Origin of the sequence: Fangia hongkongensis FSC776 = DSM 21703 (assembly GCF_000379445.1) — a bacterium.
Taxonomy (GTDB): Bacteria; Pseudomonadota; Gammaproteobacteria; order Francisellales; family Francisellaceae; genus Fangia; species Fangia hongkongensis.
In genome coordinates this window covers 14451-34129 of record NZ_KB902252.1, presented here as the reverse complement: position 1 = coordinate 34129, position 19679 = coordinate 14451, and the positions used below count along the sequence as shown (strand labels likewise).

Below are 19679 nucleotides of genomic sequence, written 5' to 3'. Positions count from 1 at the left end.
CTTTGTGACTTCTTTGCGTAGCTTTTTAAGCTCGCCTTCCATATTATCTGAGCCGCCTTCTTTACTTGGTGAGTAACGCTCAATCCAGGTATAAAAAGTACTTGGCTTCACGCCCAACTCTCTGGCTGTTTGTGCATAAGGTTGATCATTCTCTAAGGCTAAATCAACTGATGATTTCTTAAACTCTTCTGTGTATGTGTCGTATGGTCGTTTGTTCATTGGACAGTCCTAACTTTTTTAACAGGTTACTACGTAATTAGCTGTCCGTAAAAGTGTAACCACTCCAAGGCGTATAGAAGATAGGTTTTGTAAGCACATTTAATTCATCTTTAGAAAAGCATGACAATACATCTTTATTTCTTACAAAGCATGTAACAATCATGTTTTCAATATCATTTCTTAAACAAAGCAAATTTACCCAGTCTGGACGGACAAAATGATTAGCCAAATCTTTATGAAAATAAATATTATTCAATGCTTTTTGAGATTGGCTATTAAATAAATCTTGCTTAGGAAAAATATCTTGAAAAATATCACCATTATTCACATTTAAATAACCTATTGGTTTTTCATTGCGAATCTGTGCATAAAGCTCTAAAATCCCCTCACTAATATAAGTTCTTTTTAATTCTTTTTTCTCCTCCACAGGATTATAATTATCAAAGTAAGGTAAAATAGAATCAACTGCAAACCCTTCTATAAACACAAATGGCTCATCTTCCTGACAATATGCTTTTGAATCATTAATAAACTTATGCAGCTCCTCCGGAACGCTACCTTCTATAATGATCTCATTTATAGCCTCTTTAAATGCAGGATAGCATGTATATGGACTTATTTTATTTTTCTTTAGGACTTCTTGAAGTTTATACCTCTCTTTTGCTGAGAGTGTGTATTTCAACATTTTTTCCTTCCCCCTCTTTATATGTAACATAGACAATCATAAAACTTAACATCAACACAATGATAATAAGTAAGTAATAAAAAGCATCTGTATTAAACGACTGAGTAAACGATAATGTATTCACAAAAATAAAAAGCATTATCGCTAAGCATATTCTTCTTAATGCTAAAACGCGTCCAATGACATTTTTTGGCAATATTGACTGTATATAACTATTAAAGCCAATCGTAGATAAGCTCAGCATTGCACCAATGGCAAGTATAATAAGAACTCTATACTCTATTTTTGATGTCAGCACTAAGGCGATAATAGCAAAAGGTAGAACTATATAAGCAACGCGACTCAATTTAAGTCCATGATCTGAGCCAAATCCTTTGGCAAGAAGATATGATATAACAATCGCACCCACAGCATACGACATATCAAACAGGCTCATTGCAAAGCCTTGATCTTTATAAATGGAGGTTAGGACAGGCAATGAGAGGTTAAAAATAGATAAAATAACATAATCAAAAGCACTCACAATAATAATCAAAACAGCTATAAGTGGTATTGATTTAACCAATTTAACAGTTGATATATGAGCCACCTTGGACGGTAAGTTTTGTATTTTACTTTTAACACAAAAAGCACATACCACACTGCATAATAAAACAAAAAGCAACAACAAATGAATCTGATGAAAATCAAGCCTATCAACTAACATTGCTGCCACAATAAGGCCAGAAATTTGTCCAAATTGAACAGCCATCTGGTAACAAGAGTTTATCTTTTTTAAATTGACAGTTTCTCGAATATCTAGGAAATAGGACTGTTGAGCCAAACGTAGCAATGGAGAAAAGAAAGAGATCAAACTATACGCGATAAAAATATATAGCTCTGTGCTAACAAGGCTAAAAAGAAAATAGCAAAGCGCAATACAAAGGCATAACACTAGCATCATTATTTTGTAAATAATTAGCGCACCTTTCTTATCAATTAACTTCCCAATAGATAAGGGGGCAATAACCGAAGATATGACTTCAAACAAAATTGCGAATCCAAATAATACAACGTTATCTGAAGATGCCATTAAACTAACAGCCGCGGCGATCAAAACTATTGCCTTTACAATATTAAGCACCATTTCAGCTGCATAAAGAAAACGCATTTCCCAACCCTGTCTATTCCCTCTCAATAACAAATAGACTCTATGATAGCCAAATACCGATGTCAATATAGTTTTTTATTTTATCTGCACCCCATAAAATCAATCAGCAGAATAGAATAAGGTTAGACAAAAAAATTGTAGTTCCTATCAAATTCACTTATAGTGCATATCAAAAATAATATTATTTTAAACTCGTTTATGATTTATCGTGTTGAAAAACTGATTGATGGTTTTTCTACTTGTTTTCGTCAATGGAATGCAAACTCACACTGCAGGTTCTTGCATGGCTATGCTATTTCACTTCGTTTACATTTTAAAGCTGAAGTTTTAGATGAATGCAACTGGGTATGGGACTTTGGCTGGCTGAAAGATACCCGCTTCACCATCAATAACATGACAACACGTGACTGGCTACATTATATGTTTGACCATACGGTTGTGTTAAGCGAAAAAGACCCAGCCCTTGAGAAATTCATTCAAATGGACAAAGATGGACTTATCCAGCTTCGTACAGTCCCTTTTTTCAGCTGTGAAGGCATTGCAAAATATGTGCTTGATATTCTGCATCCATTAATTGATCAAGCAAGCAACCAAAGAGCCTCTCTTTATCGCATTGATGTTCTTGAGAATAATAAAAACATGGCCTCTGCCGAGTTATAATATTATGAATCTTAAACGTATCAGCGATTATCATAAGACCCTAGCGATTATTGAGCTTTACCCTTGTTTGCAAGGTGAAGGCGCAAGGCGAGGCCATCCAAGCTTTGCTATTCGAACAACAGGCTGCACCCACAGATGCTATTTTGGTGAAGATGGTGGCTGGTGTGACACTTGGTATTCAAGCATTCATGCGGATAAAGGCTGCTTTAGCTTTAAAGATATTTTAAAGCTAGTAGAAAAGCACCCCCACATTAAAGAGATTATGCTCACAGGGGGCTCACCAACAATGCACCCTGAGCTTTTAAATGAAATCTCTCACTTAGCACATTCACACAAGCTATTTGTCACTCTTGAAACAGAGGGCTCGCACTTTATTCAAACAGATCATCCATTTGATTTAATTAGCCTCTCTCCCAAGCTTAGTAATGCAAGCCCTGTTCTCAACACACTAACACCAAAGAATAAAACTGTAACAGAAAGCTTTATCAAGCAGCATCATAAATATCGTTTGAATTATCGAGCTATGAGAGAGATGATGGACTATCACAAGGACTATCAATTAAAGTTTGTTTGTGACAATCACCCTGAGAGGTTACAAGAGATTTTGATGATTATTGATGAGCTCGGTGCTTTGCATGACAAGGTTTATCTCATGCCAGCTGGTAGTACACGCGAAGAAATGGTCAAACAATATCCTATTATTATGGATATTGCCCTTCAACATGGCTTCAAATTCACTGGGCGCGATCATATTATTGCTTATGATGATAAAATAGGGGTATAAATAATGGCTAAATCCAAACATACAAAAAGCTCAAAGTCTTGGCTTGATGAACATCATAATGACCCTTATGTTGCCCGTTCAAAAATTGATGGTTATCGCTCTCGAGCCAGTTATAAATTAATTGAATTACAGCAAAAAGATAAACTTTTCAAACCGGGAATGTCTGTCGTTGATTTAGGTGCAGCACCCGGTGGCTGGTCACAGATATTAACTGGATTTGTTGGCCAAAATGGGCAAGTTTTTGCTCTGGATATTTTAGAGATGGATCCACTCTCTGGTGTACACTTTATTCAAGGGGATTTTACAGAAGATGGGCCTTATGAAGCGCTTCTTGACATGACTTCTGGAAAACAAATTGATTGGGTAATTTCCGATATGGCGCCAAATATGAGCGGCAATAAAACAACCGATCAAGCGCGTGCAATGCATCTAGTTGAGCTAGCCTTTGATTTTGCAGAGCAAGTGTTGACAAAAAAAGGGAACTTTCTTGCCAAAGTCTTTCAAGGTGAGGGCTTTGACGCATTTATTCAAAACCTAAGACAACGTTATCAAAAAATTATCATTCGTAAGCCTGAGGCCTCAAGGGCACGCTCATCAGAGGTGTATGTTATTGCTTTTTGTAAAAAAGACGGATAAATTTTTATGCAATTCTCCTTGTCATTGCCTAGTCATTTGCAGTACCCTTGAGCCCTGAAATGAGTAGAGTATTTTTCAGGGGTATTAATGATGAGGTTTTTATTCTTTTTTTTGGGGCTTTTTGTCGTCTTAGCGCTCGCCTACCTGCTAAGCTCTGACAGAAAAAGCATTAAATTTCGCTATGTCATCCAGCTAATTATAATCGAAATTCTTTTAGGATTATTCTTATTCCACACCGATATCGGCATTGTCATTATCAACTATATTTCCTATGGCTTTGATGCACTTTTAAGCTATGCTGCAGCTGGGTCAAACTTTGTCTTTGGCGGCATGGTTAATAAAGGCGAGTTCTCTTTTTTCACCAATGTACTGATGCCAATTGTGCTTGTATCTGCACTGATTGGTATTTTGCAATATATTCGACTACTGCAACTTGTCATTAAATCAGTTGGCTGGCTGCTATCGAAAGTTAACGGCATGGGAAAGCTTGAATCTTTCAATGCAGTAAGCTCTCTGATTCTTGGACAGTCTGAAAACTTTATCGCTTATAAAAATATTCTCAGTCAAATCTCTGACAAGCGCATGTACACCATGGCAGCTACAGCAATGTCTACCGTATCTTTAGCGATTGTCGGCTCCTACATGCAGCTGATTCCACCAAAGTATGTTGTTGCCGCATTGGTGCTGAATATGTTTAGCACCTTTGTCATTTTACAAATGATCAATCCATATGATCACACAAAAGAGATCAGCTTTGACACCATGGACAGCACCAGTAAGAAAGAGCAGGCCTTCTTTGAAATGTTAAGTGAATATATTCTAGATGGTTTTAAGGTTGCGATTATCGTGGGTGCCATGCTGGTTGGGTTTATCGCCATTATCGCGATGTTAAATGATCTGTGCACACGCATTATTGGCATGAGCTTTCAGGATCTGTTAGGATATATTTTCTACCCTATTGCTTGGTTGTTAAACATCCATGGCAGTGAAACCTTAAAAGCGGCAAGCATCATGGCGACAAAAATTGTCTCAAATGAATTTGTGGCAATGACTTATTTGAAAGAAACCTTAGCAAACTTCTCTCATCATACCGTCGGCGTTATCTCTGTATTTTTGGTTTCCTTTGCGAACTTTGGCTCGATTGGAATTATTGTAGGGGCTGTACATGGACTCAACCAAAAACAAGCCAAACTTGTTGCAAAATATGGCATGAAAATATTACTTAATGCGACTATGGTCAGCTTTTTATCTGCGCTTATCGCCTCTTTGGTAATCTTTTAATCCTGTTTTTATACTTACTCTAACAAGGCACTTCCCAGTAAATTATAACATTCTGGGCAAACCTTCTGCTTACCGATATATTCCATCTCGGTATCTCCTTTGATTAAGATGTACAGCTCAAGCTTTTTTGTTGTCGTTTGTGAGCAACTACTACACATTAAGATACCACAAGAGCGACAATGATGGCGTGAGAACCTTTTAAGTTTTGTACTGCACCCACTTGCCATACAAGTGCTACTTTCTGAGTCAGGGATCCAACGTTTTCTTGCAGGCTCAGCTATAACCATCGAATCATGTTTAGGTTTATAACTCAGTTTATGCACAGCTGATAAGGGTTTAGTGCCATATATTTGACTGCCAGATATATCTTCATGAGATAAAACATGCTCCATCTGAGACTTCCCAATTGAGGAAGGCTTTGTTGCAAACTGAGAGAGATATTCATCCTCTACGATATAACTATGTCGCCTATGTGTTCGCAGGGCTTCAGCCCATTTCTCAGCATGTGAGTGATATAATTCAAGAATCTTCTCATTGTTTAACTTACTATATTTAGGGTGTGGTCCAAAGAAATGTCGTTTGGGTAAATATTGGATATATTCATCGCCTTCAGAACAATATAGTTTTAAATTTTCAGCAAGATATTGTGCCTCCAATGGGTATATTTTACACGAATGTAAATCCACAACATGAGAGCTGCCATCAAGTGATTTGATTACATTCACGACATGGGTTTTGTTTGATGTTAAAGGTTTTTGTCCACTTGCAGATGCCAGATAAATTTGACCTGTTATTTTAAGCTCTAACAGCGAAAAATGCCCATCAAGCGCAATCTCTCCACACTCCCCTGCCGAGCAAGCTCTGGCAGCAAATACCCTTGCTGCTAAATCTGCCTCATTGTCATATTCTTCCTTTGTAACTCTATAGACTTGTGAGTCATAAAGATAATCAGCAGCATTTCTTGATGCTTGCACTTTCCTCACACATTCACCCCTGTCCTTTCCACATTGTAAGGGTAAAGTCGAGCTCGTTTTAATATGATTTAAAGATCGTCTAAATAGCTCTCTAACAAGCGGCCTTTTATCACTAAATGAATAATCATGCAGAAGTTTAAAAGAATCATGGTTAGTCCCTGAAAAAATCTCTAAAGAATCTCTTCTTAGCCTACTCCCTGGCATAGCGCATTCCTTTGTCGCTTACTTTTCATACATATTAACGAATGATTTTGCTGTAAACAAGTAGGAATTCAAATCCAACAGTGAATAATTTTTAGGTGCCTTGTTGTTTCAGGTGAAAATCTAAATCACAAAATTTCGAGCGCACAAGCTTTGTTTTCTTTATCAGTTTATAGCCAAAATAAAGTACTAAAAACAAAATCACACTGCTATAGGTGGCAAAAAACGAGCCCCACGTTGCTGTATGGTTGAAAAGCGCTTCAATCTGCATACCAAACATCATAATCAAAATGGCAACAATCGATAAAATAGGTCCTAATGGAAAGAACTTAGAAACATAAGATAGATCTTTTAGTGATCTGCCTTGCTGAATATAAGCGCGTCTAAAGCGAAGGTGTGATATGGCAATACTAAGCCAACTGATATAGCCACAAAGACTGATCATATTAACGAGCCAGTTAAAAATAATGCCATTTCCTACAAATGAGGCAAGAAAAAAAGCAGCCCCTAATACTGCAGTAATTAACACACCCCAAATGGGAATCCCTTTTCTATTAGTCTTTGCTAAAATTTTCGGTGCTTGATTTGATTTTGCTAAATACCAAAGCGTTCTGGATGAAGTATAGACACAAGAATTTGCTGCCGATAAAACGGCTGTAACCAGCACAATATTTACAAGCGTTGCAGCGTACGAGAAGCCTGCGCTTTGAAACACCATTGTAAAAGGACTTAGTGCAACATTAGAGTCAGGATTAGCCAACCATCCTGAGGTATAAGGCACCAAAAACCCTACAATGCTAAGCGCCAAGATATAAAACAGTGTCAATCGCCAAAAAGTACTTCGAATTGCCTTTGGAATCGCCTTTTTAGGATCTTTTGCCTCACCTGCTGCTACACCAACAATCTCAGCACCTTGAAATGAATAGCCGGCAATTAAAAACACACCTAAAATAGTAAACAGTCCACCGTTAAATGGCGCATGCTCTATCTTCCAGTTGCTAAAGCCAACAGCGTGTCCATATTTACTGATACCAAAAATAGCCAAAAGGCCAACAACAATGAAAATAATAACAAAGGAAACCTTAATCAATGACATCCAATATTCAGACTCTCCATATATTCTCACTGAAAAAAGGTTAATCAGCATAATGATGACAAAAAAGATACCACTCCACATGACAACAGAAGTCCCGGGGAACCAAAATTGCATTAAAAACCCAGCAGCCAGAAGCTCTGAGGCGATTGTAATTGCCCAGTTAAACCAATAATTCCAACCCATGGCAAAACCAAAAGCAGGATCGACATATTTCTCGGAGTATTTATTAAATGCACCAGTTACAGGCGCATAAGTCGACATTTCCCCAAGGGAAGTCATTAATAAATAAACCACAAGTGCCACAAGCCCATAGGCAACAAGTGCGCCACCTGGCCCTGCCTGTGAGATAGCTGATCCACTGGCCAAAAAAAGCCCGGTACCAATCGCACCGCCAAGTGCAATCATAGTAAGATGGCGACTTTTCAGATCCCTCTTTAAAGTATTTTGTTTCATTTGTTCCCCTTAATGAATAAGTTACCCGATAACAAAGTACCCTATTTTTCTGATTGCATCGACAAAATCACTATAAAATTTACATAAAAAGTTATATTTGATTATTTAAGGATCAGCAAAACCTGTATTTTAGCTAGATCGCTAAAAAACAATTTGCAAAATCATTGTTGATTAGTAAATATATTACCTCAAGAGGGTTTGTTTGAGGGAAAATTTGATGTATCTAGCTTTGGAGGCAACACCAAAGGAATTTCGCCAGCGAGTAGAAAGCAGCGATGCTCTATACTTTTATCATCTTGCTAAACCCATTAATTTAGATCATTGCTTATCCCTTCCAGAGAGTAGCAAGCCAACTTATACTATGCTTGGCTTTTGCTGTGATGAAGGCGTCAGGCGCAATCAAGGGATTATCGGTGCTAAAAATGGGCCTAAAGCATTTCGTGAGGCATTTTACAACTTACCCTATCACTTAAATAACTTTGCGTTATTTGATGCAGGTGATGTTATTTGTCAGGAGCAAGACTTAGAAGATGCACAAAAAACGCTTGCAGAGTACGTTAAAAGAATTCTAGATCTTGGCGCAATTCCGATAGTAATTGGCGGGGGACATGAAACTGCTTGGGGACATCTGCAAGGAATATACCAATCTGGATATTTTCCTACCATCTACAACTTTGATGCCCACTTTGATTTGCGTCAGACTACTGATAATAAAGGAAGCTCAGGAACCCCCTTCTACCAAGCGTGTGAATATCTAAAGTCATTAAATAAACCCTTCGAATACAACTGCTTTGGTATCCAAAATTTTGCCAATACGCGCACGCTTTTTGATTTTGCTGATGCCAATGGGGTAAATTATCAGCTTGCAGAAGAAATTAACCTTGCAAGCAGCAATACTGATTATATTGAAACTTGCTTACGCTCACAAAAGGACAGCTCTTTATATTTGAGTATTTGCCTTGATGTGTTCAATGCTTCAATTGCCCCTGGGGTAAGTAGCCAACAGCCGCTTGGCATTTACCCTGAATATGTCATTCAAAGTATGAAGAAAATAAAAGAAATCAACCCTGCAATGGCGCTAGATATTGTAGAGCTTAATCCACTTAAAGATAAAAACAACCTGACAGCCAAATTAGCTGCAAGCTTGATTGCAGTTTATTTGCACGCATAACAAAATAGATAGGAGGAAGGTATGTCACGACACATTAGCGCACCAAAAGGAGATAAAATCTCAGCTAAATCTTGGCTTAGCGAGGCGCCTATGCGCATGCTGATGAATAATTTAGACCCAAACATTGCCGAGCATCCAGAGGAGCTTGTTGTTTATGGCGGTATTGGTAAGGCAGCTAGAAACTGGGAATGCTTCGATAAAATCATTGATAGCTTAAAATCTTTGGAAGAAGATGAAACCTTACTTATTCAATCTGGCAAACCCGTTGGAATCTTCACCACACACAAAGATGCACCTCGTGTGCTCATTGCTAATTCAAACCTTGTTCCGCACTGGGCCAATTGGGAGCATTTTAATGAGTTGGATAAGAAGGGACTTATGATGTATGGCCAAATGACCGCAGGGTCTTGGATTTATATTGGCTCACAAGGCATTGTACAAGGCACCTATGAAACCTTTGTCGAAATGGGCAGACAGCACTATAACGGCAGCCTTGAAGGCAAATGGATTTTAACCGCAGGCCTTGGTGGCATGGGCGGCGCCCAGCCACTTGCTGGCGTATTAGCAGGCGCTTCAGTCCTTGCCATTGAATGTGATGAATCACGTATTGATTTTAGATTGAAAACACGTTATTTAGATCATAAAGCAACCTCTCTTGATGAGGCAATAGAGCTGATTAATGAGGCAACTGAAAATAAGCGCGCCATTTCAGTTGGTCTTCTTGGTAATGCAGCTGAAATATTACCTGAGATGTTAAATCGTGGCATTCACCCAGATGCCGTGACTGATCAAACAAGCGCACATGATCCATTAAACGGCTATTTACCAATTGGTTGGACACTGGAAAAAGCCAAACAAATGCGCAAAGAAGACCCAAACAGCGTCATTAGCGAAGCCAAATCATCAATGGCAGTGCATGTTGATGCCATGCTTCAGTTTCACCATAAAGGCATTCCAACGTTTGATTATGGTAACAATATTCGTCAAATGGCTCTTGAGGCAGGATGTGCGGATGCCTTTGCCTTTCCAGGGTTTGTTCCAGCCTATATTCGCCCACTTTTCTGTCAAGGAATCGGGCCCTTTCGTTGGGCAGCATTATCAGGAGATCCTGAGGATATTTATAAAACTGATCAAAAGGTTAAAGAGCTTATACCTCATGATAAACACCTGCATAATTGGCTTGATATGGCAAAAGAGCGCATTTCATTTCAGGGCTTGCCAGCTAGAATTTGTTGGGTTGGCTTGGGCGATAGAGCGCGCCTTGGACTTGCTTTTAATGAAATGGTTAAAAATGGGGAGTTAAAAGCACCTGTCGTGATTGGTCGGGATCATTTAGACTCAGGATCTGTTGCCAGCCCAAATAGGGAAACTGAAAGCATGAAAGATGGCTCAGATGCTGTCTCTGATTGGCCACTTTTAAATGCCCTTTTAAATACAGCCAGTGGCGCCACTTGGGTGAGTTTGCACCATGGTGGCGGCGTAGGAATGGGTTTTTCACAACATGCAGGTGTCGTTATTGTTGCCGATGGAACCAAAGAGGCCGAAAGGCGCCTTAAGCGTGTTCTAACGAATGATCCAGCAACTGGTGTTATGCGCCATGCTGATGCCGGCTACGATATTGCAAAAAAATGTGCTGAAGAAAAGGGACTCAAACTCCCAATGCTCTCTGGTGAAAAAGATGAAGTGAAAATCAAGGAAAGCGCCCTATGAGCACGGCAACGACTCAAACACCTTTATATAATACACAAGATTTCCTGCTCACCCCGGGAGAGCTATCTTTAACTGACATCAGCGCTTTAATTGACAATAAAGCTCGCATCTATCTTGATGAGAAAAGCTATGAAAAGATACAATCATCACGTGATATTGTAAATGACATTGTTGCTTCAGATACGACTGTATATGGCATTAATACCGGTTTTGGACTCTTGGCCAATAAGAAAATATCTTATGACAATTTAAAAGAGTTGCAAAGACGCATTGTGCTCTCACATGCAACAGGTGTTGGCGACAAGATGAATAATAGAAGCGTAAAGCTCATTATGCTATTAAAGATCAACTCTTTAGCTCAGGGTTATTCCGGCATCACTCAAGAGACACTTGATGCGCTCATTGCACTTTATAATCACGAGATTTATCCCCTTATTCCAGAGAAAGGCTCGGTTGGCGCATCGGGCGATCTTGCTCCACTTGCCCATATGGCAATGGCACTTATTGGTGAGGGAGAGGTTTTTTATCAAAACCAAGTACGCCCAGCAATCGATGCTTTGGCTGTGGCTGGTTTAAAACCTGTGATTTTAAAAGAAAAAGAAGGCCTTGCACTTTTAAATGGCACACAAGCTTCAACGGCACTTGCTATTATCGGCCTTTTAGAAGCGATGAAATGCTATGCCATTGCAAGCATTTCTGGCAGTTTAAGCATTGATGCGACTTTGGGCAGCCTTAAACCATTTCATCCCACAATTGCAAAGATTAAACGCTGCCAGGGGCAAGCTCGCTTTTCACAAGTGATTAACACACTTCTTAAAGACAGTGAACTACTTGCCTCACATGAGTGCTGCTGCAATAAGGTGCAAGATCCATACTCACTTCGCTGTCAACCACAGGTAATGGGTGCCATTTGGCAACATATTGAGTCCGCCAAAGAGAATTTATTAAACGAGGCCAATGGTGTATCAGATAACCCGCTTATTATTCCTGAGACAAAAGAGGTGATTTCAGGGGGAAATTTCCATGCTGAGAAAGTGGCAATCAGCGCGGATATGTTATCGATTTCACTTGCCGAAATAGGTGCTATTTCAGAGCGAAGAATTGCCCTTTTAATCGATAAAAACCTAAGTGGTTTACCACCATTTTTGGTTGAGGATGCAGGGCTTAACTCAGGCTTTATGCTGGTACATGTAACCGCCTCGGCTTTAGCCAGCGAAAATAAAACCCTTGCCCATCCTGCCTCCATTGACAGCCTCCCAACTTCAGCAAATCAAGAAGATCATGTCAGCATGGCAACCTTTGGAGCGCGGAAACTGGGTAACATTGCTGAGAATGTCCTTTCCATCTTAGCCATTGAAACCTTAGCTGCCTGTCAGGGAATTTCTCTACGTGCACCGCTTAAAACCTCAAGCTATTTACAACAAAAATATCAGATGATTCGCGAGAAAGTGCCTTTTTATGATCAAGATCGCTACTTTGCTTATGATATTGAAACTGCAAGCGATATCATTCAGCAAACAACTTACTACAGTGATGTCCAAACACAACTTTTCAACCTTTAAATCTCATGATATACGATCTTATTATTAAAAATGCAAAAGTGCTCAGCTTTGATGATAAAGACAGCATAATCAATCATGCCAATGTGATTATTGATGATGGCGTGATTATTGATATCATGCAAAGCACAGAGAAGCTCCCACAAGCACGAAAAGTTCTTGATCATCAAGGGCGGCTTCTTACTCCTGGACTTATCGATTGCCACACCCATATCATCTATGGCGGCAATCGCGCACATGAATTTGAAATGCGTCTTCAAGGAAAAAGTTATCAGGAAATTGCCAATGCTGGTGGCGGGATATTATCTACAGTGAAAGCAACTAGAGAGGCAAGCTTTGAGGCGCTTTTTTCAAGCGCCAAAGAGCGTCTGACTCAAATGCAACAATTTGGCACAACAACCTGTGAAATCAAATCAGGCTATGGGCTTGATTTTGACACTGAAATCAAAATGCTAAAGGTTGCCAAAGCGCTAAATACACAACTTGATCTGAACATTATTCCAAGCTTTTTAGCAGCTCATGCACTGCCTCCTGAATATCAATCAAAAGATGCTTATATTGATCATATTATTGATCACATGCTGCCAAAATTAGCCGAGCTAAACTTATGTCAGTTTGTTGATGGATTTTGTGAAACAATTGGCTTTTCAGCAAATCAAATTCAACGACTCTTTCAGCGTGCGCAAGCACTTGGATTTAAACTTAAGCTTCATGCTGAGCAATTATCCAACCAAAAAGGTGCAGCATTGGCAGCAAGCATGAATGCCTATTCGGTAGATCATTTGGAGTATTTATCTGAAGAGGATATTCCCACTTTAAAGGCACATAACACTGTGGCCGTCCTATTACCCGGCGCCTATTATTTTCTAAAAGAGACGAAAAAACCGCCTGTTGAAGCGCTCTTATCCACAGGGGTTGACATTGCCATTGCAACCGATGCCAATCCCGGCTCTTCGCCATTTCTTTCACTGCCACTTATGATGAATATGGCTTGCACTTTTTTTAATCTCACACCTTATGATGCCTTCAAAGGGGTCACCATCAACGCTGCTAAAGCACTTGATATTGATAGAGCCCACGGCTCCATTGAAGTAGGAAAAAAAGCGGATATGATCCTTTGGAACTGCCATCACTATAATGAAATCATTTACAATGCAACTTATAATTATCGAGAAACAACCGTACTAAATGGAGTATTATCAGCTGATCCTTACCCATAAAATGGCATTTTTGTCATGCAATCGTTATTTGAAAAGTTTGCAATATTTTGTGAGCCATTATGCCAAAATGAGATTATAGGTATATATTACTATGTACATCCACAAACAATTGTATATACCATTAAATATATACCGAATCTAAAGGAGTATGATATATGATCTCAACAGTTTTTAAAAATGGGAATAGCCAAGCCATCAGAATACCAAAATCACTAAAATTGGAATCCGACAAAGTAGATATCAATAGAATTGGTAACGCTCTTATTGTTCGAGAAGTTTCTCAATCATGGGAACAAGTTTTTAAGTGTTTAGATGAGTTTGAGAATTTCATGGTTGAAAAAAGAATTGATTTGCCATTACAAAAAAGAGAGGATATAAGATGATTAAGCTTATGTTGGATACTAACATTTGTATTTTCATCATTAACGAAAAGCCTCCTGCTGTACTTGAAAGGTTTAAACAGTATAAATTCAATGAAATCGCTATATCTTCTATCGTTTATTCCGAATTAGTCTATGGTGCCTATAAAAGCAAAAGAGTTAATCAGAATATATCAGCATTGGCAGGGTTTGTTGCCCCACTTTCTATTATTGAGTTTGACCAAAATGCAGCTAATGAATACGGGCTTATTAGATCATCTCTTGAAACAACAGGAAATTTGATTGGTGCAAATGATTTGTTAATTTCTGCACATGCTAAATCGCTAAATATTCCACTTGTCACAAACAACACTAAAGCGTTTAACAAAGTGGACGGTCTTACTATTATTGATTGGGTTACAAAGCAATAAATCTTTAAATCACGTTAATTGATCAGACTGATTCTCAAGTTTTCATTCTTGTTTATAGACAAAATACTCCTATACATACTCAAAAAATCCTAGTCTTTCTAAACGCGCCAAATCCTCTGTATTTCTAAACCCTGATAGATACAACTTCTCCCTTAAAGCCGTGGTATACATATATACCGTATTTAAACCGACCCCTAATAGCTTTGCTATATCGCTAGCTCTTAGCTTGTAAAATACTTTTAAATATAAAAGCTTAAACTCCATCTTGCTAATCCCCAAATTATCAGCTCCTATTGAAACTTGTAAACTTGAAAAATCAACATCCTCTATACTACTCAAGCTCCCCAATTGAATATGACTTATCACAGCAATTCTCTCCCCTTTATCATTACATACAGGTATTTTCTTACATTTCCACGCAAATTTAACTTCACTTGAGTTATAAACGCCTGAAAGCTTCGCCTCTTTCAACTCCCCTTTGATGATCATCTCTGTTGATAATCGCCATTTTTGTTTTTGTACTTCATTTTGCTTCCACAAAGCACTAGCAGGCAGGTACCGTAATGCTTCCATCGTAATATTCATAACATCAAGAAACATAGCATCCGCATAAATAGTACGGTGATGCATGTCATTTATAACAGTACAAAGGTGTGTTTGATTATTGATAAATCTAAATGTTTTAATGTTATCTGCTATCTCACTCACAAACTCACCTCCATAAGCTTATTTCCCAAGTATTTAGATTTATATATTGGAAGATAAAATGGAATATAGATTTTTTTCTAAAATTGATATTGATCTCTATGAGCCAGCTCCAAATAGATTTATACTGCCACAGTGCCTGCTAAAAATAGACTGGTCATCACCGTAGAGGCAACACCTGTTGAGAACATAGTGGCTATAATGATTATACTACGGGCAATTTTTATTCGTTTTGCAGCTTGAAAAGCCGAAGACTGAGGGTTATCTAATTGTGTATAAACATGCGCGGTCCATGCCCTACCTATGGGAGAGAAACTTCTTGGATCAACTAAACCTGTAACAAACTTTCCTATAAAAGGTGCTGTTTGCGTGCCTTCTGTTACGATTCCAGAAATAAAGCCAGTTTCCGCATTATAATATAGGCTATTGGCGCCACTGGCATTTAGTTCATTTTCACGAATACTGCTATATGATCCCGATCTCACTATACTCTGACTAGCAACGTGATCGCTACTCTCCTTAATACTATAATACATTGACTTTTCAAGTATTCTGCCAGATGTTCCTTCAGGTACTTCTTGGCTGAGATTCCTGCCACTAAGACCCATCCTATCATTTGCCGTTTGAGTACCTACCTCACTCATTGTCCTATGCTCCCTTAACCTTGGGGTATTGTATTCAATAGCTAATGGTCTGCTGATAGGCGTATCAGGATATCTTAAATGCACTCGTCGTGTATGCCCACTTGGATCACTATACATAACAGGATTTGCTTGTGATAAATACGAATAACTATTGATTCCCCCTTTTCCAAACGGACTTAATGTATCTTGGCTTGTAAATTGTCTGATCCTTGGATTATAAGCTCTTGTTCCTCTTCCTAATAACTGCCAGCTTGTTGCGTTATCAGTAAGCTCTCCATTGTAACCTAATGTACTCTTTTGTTTATTTGCTTCCACTTGTGTCTTTGTCACCTCTCCATAGGCTGCATAACGATAACTTTGAACAATATTACTCACAGCCTCATCTGTTCTTTCGACTAAAGCCAGTATGCTACCAGCATAATCTTTAATATAACCCTGATAACTGTCTTGATTGTCCTTGGATTGATTAAATACCCCAATCTTATCACTACCAGCATAAAGATAATGTTGTGCACTGGTTATCTCATTATTTGTGCTATCAATTGAATCAACCCCCATTAATCCCAATTGACTATAAAGATACTGCTCATAGTGGCTGTTACTCTTAACACTCACAAGCTCATTCAGTCCATTGTAATAATAATTACTGCTTTGGTTTGTGTTTGGTTGAATTACCTGATCAATGCGGCCAAAGCCATTGTAATGAATCTCACTCCCCTGGTCATCTACCACCATATTACCCATCTGATCATAGCTAAAGCTGTAACTTGTATTATCTTTACTGTAGCTCACCAAGCGATCAGGATAATCATTATTATACTGATAGGTCATCTCGCTATAACCCCCATTGGCATAATGACTCTCTACAGATAATAAGCTCCCCATATCGTTATAGTGATATCTCTCTGATACTAAGCTATTCCCTTTATCATCTTCAGAGCAAAGTTCCCCCGAACAGCTATATTCACTTAACTGGTTCATCTGATCATAAACATAGCTTTCAGTTGCACTGTCGCCTTTATCATTCACTCGAACTTTCTTAACAATATGGCCTAAAGCATCATAGTGATAACTCAAAGATGACAAAAGCACATTTCTCTGTCCATCTACACCCTGATATACCAATTGTCCTGACAAACGCCCCATTCCATCATACAAAAATATCTCTGTTGTATTCGATAAATAAGAAAGTCGCTCAGTTAACTGACTTTTTTGGTTATACTTAAGTGATACTGCATCTTCTAACAAACCATCTTTAGCACTTTGATACTGAACTAATACCAAATGCCCTAAGGCGTCATAAACAAAATGACTTTGATTAGCTTTACTATCCTCAATCAACACCAAACGATTAATATCATCATATGTATAATCAAAGCCATTTTGTGTGCTGGTTAAATGAAAGCTAGTCTTTGCATCCGACACCTGTCCTGTAGACAAATAGTTATACTCAAGCTTTGATACCCCATTATCAACTACCTTTAGTTGATTATATTCACTGTAACTATAATTGATGCTTTCTGTTGCTAGTGCGATATTGCACAAACAGCCACTCAATAATAAAACACTTAATTTCTTCTTAAAATTCATGCTCTCTCCCATTAAATTTAAATTGCAATGGATACAACAAGGGCTTTCCAATTAATTCCATAAGTCCTCATGATCAGGATGTCTCTGTGTCCCGTCATAGTTTGGATTTTTAAAATACATCGATCCTGCTAAAACCCCCATAATTCTATCACTCGAAATTCCATTTGAGTTTATTTCCGCCATAGAGTTGTTGTGAACAACAGCATGAAACCCTTCTGTTAAATCCAAGACGTAAGTCCATGCTCTCATATTCCGTTGATTAGCAAACTGACGAACTATAGTATATTGCCTTGAAGTAGATACTCCTCTTGAATTTGTGCGACCATACCTGTCCCCAAAAAACTCTCCACCTGTATAAGCTTCATAATCTTGATTAAAACCATGTACAAATATATGCTCTGGCTCTCTTTGATCCACTCTAAATGTAATACCTGAGAATACCTGAACGGGATCCCTCACACCCACATTTCTAGTTCTATTCACCCTTCTTTCTATATACCTTTGATATTCCTCGATATTGACGTCGCTATGCCTGCTCTGAGTGTGAAACAGGCTTTTTGACATGCTACGTTCCTCTAACTGTAGCCTTTGAGCATGGGTATTTTGATTACTGTTATGGTTAGAGAATCTAGCTTTTAATGCTTTAAGCATATGCCCACTTGGATCACTATACATAACAGGATTCGCTTGTGATAGATATGCATACCTATTGATCCCTCCTTTCCCAAATGGACTCCATGTATCTTGGCTTGTAAATTGCCTGATCCTTGGGTTATATGCCCTTGTGCCCTTACCTAATAACTGCCAGCTTGTTGCGTTATCAGTGAGCTCTCCATTGTAACCTAATCTATTTGCTTGATTTGTCTCAGTGTGTGTCTTTGTGATCTCCCCATACGGCGTATAACGATAACTTTGAACAATATCACTTACCGCTTCATCTGTTCTTTCAACTAAAGCCAGTATGCTACCAGCATAGTCTTTTATATAGCCCTGATAACTTGCTTGATTATCCTTTGATTGATTAAACACCCCAACCTTACCACTACCGGCATAAAGATAACGTTGTGTACTCGTTATCTCATTATTTGTGCTATCAATTGAATCAACCCCCATTAATCCCAGTTGGCTATAGAGATACTGCTCATAGTGGTTGTTATTTTTCACACTTACAAGTTCATTCAATCCATTGTAATAATAATCACTTATCTCAGCACCTTGAATCACCTGATCAATACGGCCAAAGCCATTGTAATGAATCTCGCTCCCTTGATCATCTATCACCATATTACCCATCTGATCATAGCTAAAAGTGTATGTTGTATTATCTTTACTGTAGCTCACCAAACGATCAGGATAATCATTATTATATTGATAGACCATCTCGCTATAGCCCCCATTGGCATAATGACTTTCTACAGATAATAAGCTCCCCATATCGTTATAGTGATAGCTCTCTGATACTAAGCTATTCCCTTTATCATCTTCAGAGCAAAGTTCCCCCGAACAGCTATATTCACTTAACTGGTTCATCTGATCATAAACATAGCTTTCAGTTGCACTGTCGCCTTTATCATTCACTCGAACTTTCTTAACAATATGGCCTAAAGCATCATAGTGATAACTCAAAGATGACAAAAGCACATTTCTCTGTCCATCTACACCCTGATATACCAATTGTCCTGACAAACGCCCCATTCCATCATACAAAAATATCTCTGTTGTATTCGATAAATAAGAAAGTCGCTCAGTTAACTGACTTTTTTGGTTATACTTAAGCGATACTACATCTTGTAATGAAGCATTTTGGGCGCTTTGATACTGTACTAATACCAAATGACCTAACGCATCATAAATAAAATGACTTTGATTGCCGTCAGAACCCTCAATCAATACCAAACGATTGATATCATCATATACATAATTAAAGCCACTTTGTGTGCTGGTTAAATAAAAAATCGTATTTGACTCTGACACCTGCCCTGTCGACAAATAGCCATACTCAAGCTTCGATATCCCATTATCGACCGCTTTTAATTGATTATATTCACTGTAACTATAGTTAATACTTTCTGTTGCCAGTGCCACATTGAACAAACAACTACTTAACAATAAAACACTTAACTTTTTTGTAATATTCATTACTCTCCCCAA

Annotated in this window: 18 protein-coding genes; 10 read left to right on the top strand and 8 right to left on the bottom strand. The window is 38.4% G+C overall.

Translation table 11 applies throughout. From position 1 onward, the window contains the following. From A37Q_RS0107380 to A37Q_RS0107370, 3 genes are all read right to left on the bottom strand, one after another. Nucleotides 1-219, bottom strand: a 219-nt coding sequence (locus tag A37Q_RS0107380) for a transposase (protein WP_018299643.1), incomplete at its 3' end; no start/stop codon positions are given. Nucleotides 220-256: 37 nt separating this feature from the next. Next, nucleotides 257-904 (bottom strand): Fe(II)-2OG oxygenase family protein, encoded by a 648-nt coding sequence (locus tag A37Q_RS14915; protein ID WP_018299642.1) that lies wholly within the window; start codon nt 902-904, stop codon nt 257-259. Further along, nucleotides 867-2054 carry an MFS transporter gene (locus tag A37Q_RS0107370; RefSeq protein ID WP_018299641.1) on the bottom strand — a complete coding sequence of 396 codons (1188 nt, stop codon included), beginning with the start codon at nt 2052-2054 and terminating at the stop codon, nt 867-869. The genes A37Q_RS14915 and A37Q_RS0107370 overlap by 38 nt, the downstream gene beginning before the upstream one ends. A 162-nt stretch (nt 2055-2216) precedes the next feature. Here A37Q_RS0107370 and A37Q_RS14910 point away from each other — a divergent pair, with 162 nt between their 5' ends. The 4 genes from A37Q_RS14910 to A37Q_RS0107350 all read left to right on the top strand — a co-directional run bounded on the left by A37Q_RS14910 (nt 2217) and on the right by A37Q_RS0107350 (nt 5415). Continuing rightward, nucleotides 2217-2714, top strand: a complete 498-nt coding sequence (locus A37Q_RS14910) for a 6-pyruvoyl trahydropterin synthase family protein (RefSeq protein WP_169710248.1) — start codon at nt 2217-2219, stop codon at nt 2712-2714. Nucleotides 2715-2718: 4 nt separating this feature from the next. Beyond that, complete coding sequence (locus tag A37Q_RS0107360) at nt 2719-3498, top strand: 7-carboxy-7-deazaguanine synthase QueE (protein ID WP_018299639.1); 780 nt, start codon at nt 2719-2721, stop codon at nt 3496-3498. Nucleotides 3499-3501: 3 nt separating this feature from the next. Next, a complete protein-coding gene (rlmE, locus tag A37Q_RS0107355; protein ID WP_018299638.1) occupies nt 3502-4134 on the top strand; it encodes a 23S rRNA (uridine(2552)-2'-O)-methyltransferase RlmE in 633 nt (210 codons plus the stop codon). A gap of 90 nt (nt 4135-4224) precedes the next feature. Continuing rightward, complete coding sequence (locus A37Q_RS0107350; protein WP_018299637.1) at nt 4225-5415, top strand: NupC/NupG family nucleoside CNT transporter; 1191 nt, start codon at nt 4225-4227, stop codon at nt 5413-5415. A 14-nt stretch (nt 5416-5429) separates the two neighbouring features. Here the strand turns inward: A37Q_RS0107350 and A37Q_RS0107345 are convergent, their stop codons facing one another. Both A37Q_RS0107345 and A37Q_RS0107340 read right to left on the bottom strand, forming a co-directional pair. Further along, nucleotides 5430-6593: an FYVE zinc finger domain-containing protein gene (locus A37Q_RS0107345; protein ID WP_018299636.1), complete on the bottom strand. Its 1164-nt coding sequence runs from the start codon at nt 6591-6593 to the stop codon at nt 5430-5432. A gap of 91 nt (nt 6594-6684) precedes the next feature. Beyond that, complete coding sequence (locus tag A37Q_RS0107340; RefSeq protein ID WP_018299635.1) at nt 6685-8139, bottom strand: amino acid permease; 1455 nt, start codon at nt 8137-8139, stop codon at nt 6685-6687. Nucleotides 8140-8356: 217 nt separating this feature from the next. Here A37Q_RS0107340 and hutG point away from each other — a divergent pair, with 217 nt between their 5' ends. From hutG to vapC, 6 genes are all read left to right on the top strand, one after another. Further along, entirely contained in the window at nt 8357-9310 is a 954-nt protein-coding gene (gene hutG, locus A37Q_RS14905; protein WP_018299634.1) for a formimidoylglutamase, read from the top strand. 21 nt (nt 9311-9331) lie between these two features. Next, nucleotides 9332-11020 (top strand): urocanate hydratase, encoded by a 1689-nt coding sequence (hutU, locus tag A37Q_RS0107330; protein ID WP_018299633.1) that lies wholly within the window; start codon nt 9332-9334, stop codon nt 11018-11020. Further along, nucleotides 11017-12582, top strand: a complete 1566-nt coding sequence (hutH, locus tag A37Q_RS0107325) for a histidine ammonia-lyase (RefSeq protein WP_018299632.1) — start codon at nt 11017-11019, stop codon at nt 12580-12582. The genes hutU and hutH overlap by 4 nt, the downstream gene beginning before the upstream one ends. Nucleotides 12583-12587: 5 nt before the next feature. Then, nucleotides 12588-13799, top strand: a complete 1212-nt coding sequence (hutI, locus tag A37Q_RS0107320) for an imidazolonepropionase (protein ID WP_018299631.1) — start codon at nt 12588-12590, stop codon at nt 13797-13799. A gap of 155 nt (nt 13800-13954) precedes the next feature. After that, complete coding sequence (locus tag A37Q_RS0107315) at nt 13955-14182, top strand: antitoxin (RefSeq protein ID WP_018299630.1); 228 nt, start codon at nt 13955-13957, stop codon at nt 14180-14182. Further along, nucleotides 14179-14589: a type II toxin-antitoxin system tRNA(fMet)-specific endonuclease VapC gene (gene vapC / locus A37Q_RS0107310; RefSeq protein WP_018299629.1), complete on the top strand. Its 411-nt coding sequence runs from the start codon at nt 14179-14181 to the stop codon at nt 14587-14589. Before A37Q_RS0107315 ends, vapC begins: the two co-directional genes overlap by 4 nt. Nucleotides 14590-14658: 69 nt before the next feature. On the opposite strand, the gene A37Q_RS0107305 is transcribed toward vapC, so the two are convergent. From A37Q_RS0107305 to A37Q_RS0107295, 3 genes are all read right to left on the bottom strand, one after another. Next, the gene (locus A37Q_RS0107305; protein ID WP_018299628.1) at nt 14659-15297 is read right to left on the bottom strand and encodes a hypothetical protein; all 639 of its coding nucleotides are present in this window, start codon (nt 15295-15297) and stop codon (nt 14659-14661) included. A gap of 119 nt (nt 15298-15416) precedes the next feature. Further along, complete coding sequence (locus A37Q_RS0107300; RefSeq protein WP_018299627.1) at nt 15417-17528, bottom strand: RHS repeat domain-containing protein; 2112 nt, start codon at nt 17526-17528, stop codon at nt 15417-15419. Between the two features lie 51 nt (nt 17529-17579). Next, nucleotides 17580-19667, bottom strand: coding sequence for an RHS repeat domain-containing protein (locus A37Q_RS0107295; protein ID WP_018299626.1), 2088 nt, complete (start codon nt 19665-19667; stop codon nt 17580-17582). Nucleotides 19668-19679: the final 12 nt, after the last annotated feature.